The 6,940-nt window shown below is 69.8% G+C and carries 6 protein-coding genes; 1 reads left to right on the top strand and 5 read right to left on the bottom strand.

Features of this window, described 5'->3' with window-relative positions; genetic code table 11:
* Nucleotides 1–2: 2 nt before the first annotated feature.
* From ACN6LB_RS41785 to ACN6LB_RS41770, 4 genes are all read right to left on the bottom strand, one after another.
* Nucleotides 3–326 carry an ISL3 family transposase gene (locus ACN6LB_RS41785; RefSeq protein ID WP_445030452.1) on the bottom strand — a complete coding sequence of 108 codons (324 nt, stop codon included), beginning with the start codon at nt 324–326 and terminating at the stop codon, nt 3–5.
* Between the two features lie 139 nt (nt 327–465).
* Nucleotides 466–798 (bottom strand): transposase family protein, encoded by a 333-nt coding sequence (locus ACN6LB_RS41780; RefSeq protein WP_445030451.1) that lies wholly within the window; start codon nt 796–798, stop codon nt 466–468.
* Between the two features lie 83 nt (nt 799–881).
* On the bottom strand, nt 882–2,393 hold the full coding sequence (locus tag ACN6LB_RS41775) for an FG-GAP and VCBS repeat-containing protein (RefSeq protein WP_445030450.1): 1,512 nt from the start codon (nt 2,391–2,393) through the stop codon (nt 882–884).
* Between the two features lie 256 nt (nt 2,394–2,649).
* Entirely contained in the window at nt 2,650–3,069 is a 420-nt protein-coding gene (locus ACN6LB_RS41770) for a hypothetical protein (protein WP_445030449.1), read from the bottom strand.
* Nucleotides 3,070–3,210: 141 nt separating this feature from the next.
* Here ACN6LB_RS41770 and ACN6LB_RS41765 point away from each other — a divergent pair, with 141 nt between their 5' ends.
* A complete protein-coding gene (locus tag ACN6LB_RS41765) occupies nt 3,211–5,769 on the top strand; it encodes a hypothetical protein (RefSeq protein ID WP_445030448.1) in 2,559 nt (852 codons plus the stop codon).
* A 15-nt stretch (nt 5,770–5,784) separates the two neighbouring features.
* Here the strand turns inward: ACN6LB_RS41765 and ACN6LB_RS41760 are convergent, their stop codons facing one another.
* Nucleotides 5,785–6,102, bottom strand: a complete 318-nt coding sequence (locus ACN6LB_RS41760; protein ID WP_445030447.1) for a hypothetical protein — start codon at nt 6,100–6,102, stop codon at nt 5,785–5,787.
* Nucleotides 6,103–6,940: the final 838 nt, after the last annotated feature.

Here is a 6,940-nt window from a genome sequence, read left to right as displayed (position 1 = left end):
CTTCACCGTTTCCGGGTTGGGTAAGCCATCGGACCCAGGAACCTCCCTTCAATTCCTCCCGGCTGAGCCGGGGATACGACAAGGCGCCTCATGGCGCACCGCCAGCGATCAGCGACTTCAAGGGCGTTGGGGGCGGCTTCCCTGACCGCCTTGGTGTAGGCGGTCGCTCGGTCCCTGCAAATGATCTCCGCGCCGGGATGCTCCTCCAGCCAGGCCGCGAACGTCTCGGAGGTGCGGTCGGGCAGTACATCCACGACTCGGCCGGCTTCGACGTCGACCAGCACGGTGCCGTAGGTGCAGCCCTTGCGGAAGGCGAATTCGTCCACCCCCAGTACCCGCGGCGCACGGTCCGGCACCGGCGGTGCCGTCAGCAGCCCGAGCAGAGGCGTCCGGCCCGCGGTCAGCCGCAACCGGCGGCACAGCCGTGCGGCAGGACGGCCGCCGGTCGATCGCGATCGACCGCAGTCAGCCCGCCAGCCCGGTGCTGGAAAGGCGGTACCGCGCGGACAGGCCCGGCACCTGCTCGACGAACGTCGCGCGGGAGCAGCTCCCGCGGTCGCAGAAGTACCGGCGCACCCGCAGCCGGACGACGACCCTGCGCGAGCCCAACGGCCGCTCAGCCAGGGTGCGTTGATACGTGCTGTGTACGCGGCGGGCCTGCTTGCGACAGTTCGGGCACCGGCCCGGGCTGGCCGTCGACACCGCCTCCATCACTAGGACGTCCGAGGAATCGCTTACCCCCTCCACCCGCACTTCGATCCCAGGAAACAGCACATCCTCAACCGTCTTGCTCGCCACGGCAGGAAGTACGCTGCCGAAACGATCCCGCGTTCTGACCGCTGACCTGGGGATTCACGGAACTGCGGCCAGAGCCGCCCCGGTCACTCGCCGAAGGATTGGCCGAAGCCCTGGCGGGCGCCATCGGTGAGGCCGATCGCCGAGGCGGTGTACTCCGTCGCGCCGATGGCTGTGATCGCGCCTTTCGCGGCGGGCAGGATGTCGACGCGGCCGTTGTGGGACTCGTCGTCGCCGCCGGAGCCCACGACGAGGTCGGCGCGGTTGTCGCCGTTCAGGTCGGTCAGCTTCACGGCGGCGCCGAAGAAGTCGTACGAGGAGGGCCTGCCTGGCATGCCGTCGGTGCCCTTGAAGTAGGACGCCGCGCCCTTGCCGGAGACACCGCCCTTGCCGCCGAGGAGCGTGGTCACCTGGCCGGTGTTTTCCAGCTCGCCGAGGCTCTCGACGGAGGAGCCGACGGCGAGGTCCGCGTAGCCGTCGCCGTTGATGTCACCGACGGAGACCGAGACGCCGAAGTAGTCGTCCTTCTCGCTGGAGTCCGGGACGCCGTCGGTCTCCTGGGTGATCACCTGGACGGGACGGGTCGACTGACCGGTTTTTCCGCCATAGACGACGCTGACCTGACCGGAGTAGATCGGCTCCTCGTAGGTCCACTCCTTGCCGACGACGATGTCCGCGTGACCGTCCTTGTCGAGGTCGCCGACGGCGACATGGCCGCCGGTGGCGGAACGGTTCACCAGGAGCTTGCCGTCGGCACCGGTCAGGTTGCCGGTGCGGAGCAGGCCATTGTTCGTACCCCGATGGAGTTCGATCCGGTCGACGGGGCCCGTGCGCCCCGCAAAGACCTGGATGACGAGATCGGTGATGCCGTCGCCTGTCACATCGCCCGAGTCGAGGGCGGTGTGGACGTACGTCTGACCGTCCTTGAGGCCGAGGCTGATCACGGACTTGGCCTTGCCGGTGGTGCGGCTGATCGGCCCGTACAGCACCTCGCCGCCCCGCCCGGTGCTGTAGTCACCGGTCGCCAGGTCGGTCTTGCCGTCGCCGTTGAAGTCACCGGCCGCCAGCGACGAGCCCCGGCGGACATCGGGGCCCGTGGGCGGGGTCTGCTTCACGGTCACGGCCCCGTGGTTCGTCAGCCCGTTCTTCCCGCCCCAGACGATGACGATCTGACCGGCGTTACGGCGGTAGGTGGTGCCGAAGGTGATGTCTTCACCGCTCGCCGAGATCGCGAGGTCGGTGAAACCGTCGCCGTCGTAGTCGCCCGCGACGGACTGGGAACCGAAGCGGTCATAGCCCTCGGTGATGCCGGGGACGCCCGGGGTGTTCTGCGTGATGACCTGGCGCTTGGCCGCGTTCACACCCGTCTTGGAGCCGTACAGCACCGCCACGGCGCCGCCCTCCGCCTTCTCCCCGGAGCTGCCGTGCTCGTTGACGACGAGGTCCCGGTAGCCATCACCATTGAAGTCGGAGACGGCCTGCGCGGCCTTGGTTGCCTTGACGGCCTGCACCGGTGCGGCGACGGCGGCGGGCGCGAGGCCGCACACCAGGCATGTGGAGGCCACGGCGATGGCGGTGTACAGGGTGCGCTGACGCACGATCATCTCCCACGGTAGTTTCTGCTGTTGCTTCTGTGACCCGCTGAGGAGACCAGCGACCCGGCCCGGAGGTTGTACGAGACGGCGAAGGGCTTGCAATGAGCTGCCCCGCGTTTCATAGAGTCCGATGATCTTGTTTCAGGCGGACTGCTGGGCTTGCTCCTGGCTCCGCCGGCAGCCGCGTTCGTACTCGGCGGGCGGCATGTAGCCGAGGGCCGAGTGCAGGCGGCACCCCCGTACGCTCGGGCGACGGCGGTCAGTTGTCGTCGCCGTGGTCGTCCCGCGGTTCCGCGGGCTGGTTCTCCAGGGTGCGCTGGTGGACGTCTCCGGCGAGCTTCATCAGCTCCTGGGGGGTGATCTTCGCCGAGAGGAGATCCTCGCGTGCGAACTGCCGCACTTCTCGCAGCACCGCGCGCAGGGACAGGCGCCAGATCCAGGCGCGGACCAGGTCGGGGGTGTGCCGGGCGGCGGCGCCGGTCACCGCCAGGACACCGGAGAAGCCGCCGGCCGCCACGGCCCACATCGGGCTGTGGCCCAGCAGACTCCAGGAGAGGGCGGCGCCGCTGAGGCCGGAACCGGTCAGCGCCGTGGCCGGGAGGAGCCGCCGCGGGCGGGCGGGGCATTGCTGTTTGCCTTCGGCAGAGGTGGTGCGGTTGCGCTGGACGCGAGGGAACATGAAGTCCTCCGTTGATGCCGCGAGGTATCGGACGGAGGCCCAGGGCCGAAGGTCCGTGCGTTTCCCGGAGTTCGGCGAAGTTTTTTCTGCGTGAGTTCCGTGAGCGGCTGCTGCGCCGGCCCTCACGCGGGGGGAGTGCTCATGGGGAACAGTGGGTGGGGGCCGGGCACCGCACCGGTCGGCGACAGGGAGTTGGTCGGCTGGGCGCTGGACGCGTCCAGGCCACAACGCCGCAAGCGAGCGTTGGAGTTGATCGCGGAGCGCTATCTGCGCGACGTGCTGGTGACCACGGCGCGGCGGATGGGGGATGCGGAGGCGGCGGCCGACGTCACTCAGCAGACCTTCGCCGACGCCGTCGAGAAGCTACTGAACGGCGAGGGTCCGGCGAACCCCGACCACCTGGGCGGATGGCTGTACAAGTTCAGCCTCAACCGGCAGCGCAACCACTTCAAACAACGTGAGCGGGACCGCAACCGGTCCGCGGCGGCCGACGCGTACGGCGGCGGATTCGGCGCGGGCGTCGACCGGGTGGGGGTGGCGCGTGACGACGAGAAGCGGCTGGTTCAGACACGTCGCGTCGCCGGCCGCGTGGGACGCACGCTGGCCGCGGACGAACAGGAGATCTACCGGCTCTACTACGAACAGGAGCTCTCGGTCGCCGAGGTAACCGAGCGGCTCGCCCTCGCGGGAGGGAAACTGTCGCAGAAGACCGTCCAGAACAAGGTCACGCGAATCGCGGCGGTCGTGGCGGTCGGCTTCGAGGCTTACCTCCTCGTGGAGCACGACCGCACGCTCTGCGGACGGCTGACCGCCATCGTCGGCCAGTATCCGCGGGAGTTCGGCAGCGACCTGCGGGACCACGTGCTCAAGCACGCCCGCAAGTGCGCCGATTGCGGAAGCTGCGCGGTGTGCCCCACCTGTCGGGTGCGGGACGTCCTCGCCATCGCCGCGTGCGAGAGGTCCGCCGCCTGCCAACGCTGCAGGGTCTGCGACAGCGAACGGTTGGGGCTGAAGGCCGCCTGGGCCCCGGCCCTCGTCGTCCTCCTGTTCGTCCGCCCGGTCCGCACCGCCGTTCTCCAGTCCGTCAACCAGGCGTGGTCGGCAGCCATTTCGGTGTTACGGTCCCCGCCCACCAATCCACCGGCCGATCCACCGGGCGGCGCTCCCGGGCCGCCGTCTGCCGTCGGCCCGCTTCGCCGCTCGGCCGTCAAGGCGGCCACCGCAGCCGTCGCGACCGCGGCCGTCGTCGTGGGAGCGCTGCTGATCACGCGCCCCGACGCGGCCCCCTCTCCGTCCACGGCGCCGATCGCCGCCACCGTTCCGACCATCGCCTACGCCACCGACAAGGGGGTGCACGTTCTGACCAAGGGGAAGACCACCACCGTCGGCAGCGTAGAGCCGGGCAGCACGGTCACCGACCTCGTCTGGACGGCCGACCACCGCCACCTGGGCTGGCTGTCGAGGTCCTCCCAGAGCACGGCCACCGTCCTGCACAGCGCGGATCCGGCCACCGCCCGGACCCACACCTGGACCTGTCAGGACTGCGACGGTCTCGCCTTCCAGGGCACGAACCTGGTCAGCGTGCGCCAACACGGCCAGATCCTGTCCTACCCGTCCACCGGCCAAGCCCCCAAGACCCTTGAGTTGCAGGGCATCGACACCACGGACACTGCCCTGCAACTGTTCCTCGTCGGTGGCACGGCGGCCGACAGCGAACTGCTGGTCTTCGCCTTGGACAACAACGTCGGTGGGAGCGATGCCAACAAGCTGTACCGGATGGCGGCCAACAGCACGGTGACGACGGTCGTCGACGACGTACTCCCCGACATCCCGGGCGGGGACCGTGCCCCGGGCCAGTACGCGGCAGTGAGCCCGGACGGCAGGATGTTCGCCTACGGAGGCAACATTGCGGGCGGTGATCCCTGTACGCCCTCGGACACGGCCACCGTCGTCGACCTCGACACCGGCACACACACCACCACTGCCCTGCCCGGTGGCGACCGATCCACCCCTCTGCGGATCACAGGCGTCTGGTTCGGTCCCCACGACGAGGTCGAGGCCGGCGTCTTCACACAGCCCGCCGAGGTCTGTACCGCAGGGACGTCGGCGCGGCGGCAGCCGACGGCCGTCTACCGTCTGGAGGACGGCGTCTGGACCCCGTCCGGCCAGAACGCGGCGATGGCCCGGACGACGGCGCACGGATGGAGCGCGCGACGTGCCGCGGACGCCGGACTCACCGACTTCCGGCCACCCGCCTCCCCGCTTGTCGTTTCCGACGCCAAGAACCGGGAGCTCAGGCTCGGCGACTCCGTCACGGCTTTCGCCTGGGCTCCCGCCGACACGACGCCCGACCCGGTCCTGGGCACCTTGTGGGCCCCCTATCAGAAGGGGTACGGGCTGGCCAGACCCACCATGGTCTACAACGGCGGCAGCCCCGCCGGGATGGTCCGCGACGTGAAGTGGACGTCCTGGGGCGGGGAGCGCGCCACCGGAACAGGACAGTCGGTCTACACCCCCGACGGGGTGGCCGTGGCCGACGGGACCTGGGAGGAGAGCACCGTCGTGGCCTTCGACCTGGGCAACTGCGAGGGCACCCGGACCTATCGGAAGATCGTCTGGTTCCTTCCGAAGCGGGGCGGCCGCTTCGATCCCACCCACTACATCGACGTGTGCGCCGGGAAGTTCTGGAACAGTCCGTGACCGCAGTGTCCCGTTTCAGGCCTCGTTGTCGATGCCGGTGACCGTCGCGGGGCCCAGCGGCGCCTGGGCGTTGGTGAAGCCGGCCCTGTGCAGGGCGGCTGCCGCGGTCTCCTTGGCCTGCCGTTCCGCGGTGCGGATGTCGTCCGCCGTCACCTCCAGGCGGATGCTGAAGGTCCGGTCGTCGTTGACGGTGAGCAGATCCAGCTCCTCCCGCCGGCCCAGCGAGGTGTGGTGCGGGTCGGCCGGCCGCAGCAGCCGTACGAGGTCGGAGCGCGCGCTGTCCCGCGGCTCTCGCAGGAATGTGCCAGGGATGGTGATGACGTAGGTGGTCACGTGAGGAATCCTCCTGTGGACGCCCTGCCAGAACCGGTGCCTTTCAGGCCTTCCCCTGCGAGTGCCCGACATGGGGATCATCGAACACCCGCCAGGGCGCTCGGTGAGAACCGTCCCGGTGATCCACTTGCTCAGCCGCTCTTGCGCGCCACTCCGCCGCAGAAGCCGATCTCGCCGGATCCCGGTTGCGGCGGGCCGTCCGGGCGCCAGAACGGGAGCGTGTCCGAGGGCGTACAGGGATCACCGCCGCCGCCCGACAAGGAAAGGGACCGGTTCCCCGAGAGTGACCTGCCGCGCCTGCGCCAACTGACCTACCGGGTGCTACTGCGCTGCTTGTGCTCTGGGCGCCAGATGAAAAGGACCCGCCCCGACCGCACCAGCCCCAACTACTGGACCGGTCTTTGATCTTCCGCCAAGTAGCCGGCAAGAAGATCGGGGAGCTACTGCGCCGGTTTTACGCCGCTACGCCTCCCGCGGATCTGCCCGCCGACGTGTGCTGAGGTCAGCCGCGCGGGTCGAATGGGCTCCAGGCAACGTACTGGGCTGGGTCGCAGTGGTCGGATCACGCCCGTGGGGTCTGCCGGCTGCAGTCGTCTCCAGACCGGTGCATCTGAGCGGTGAAGCCGACCTCGCCCCTGGAGCCGGACTCCGCCGCCCGCCCTGCTGCGCCGCCACGCTCACGGTGAAGGCCTGCCGGGCGGCCGGGCCGTCGTCCGGTGGTGTCCCGGCCTGGGCGCCACCGGCGTGGAGCGGGTAGCCGAGAGATTTGGGCATGGTGCCGTTGCCGGGTGCTGACAGGTTGCCCCGTTCCTTGAGTACCTGGTGTGCGGGGTGGGGG

The sequence above is a fragment of the Streptomyces sp. SAS_270 genome (assembly GCF_052543295.1).
This window is presented reverse-complemented; position numbering and strand designations above follow the sequence as displayed.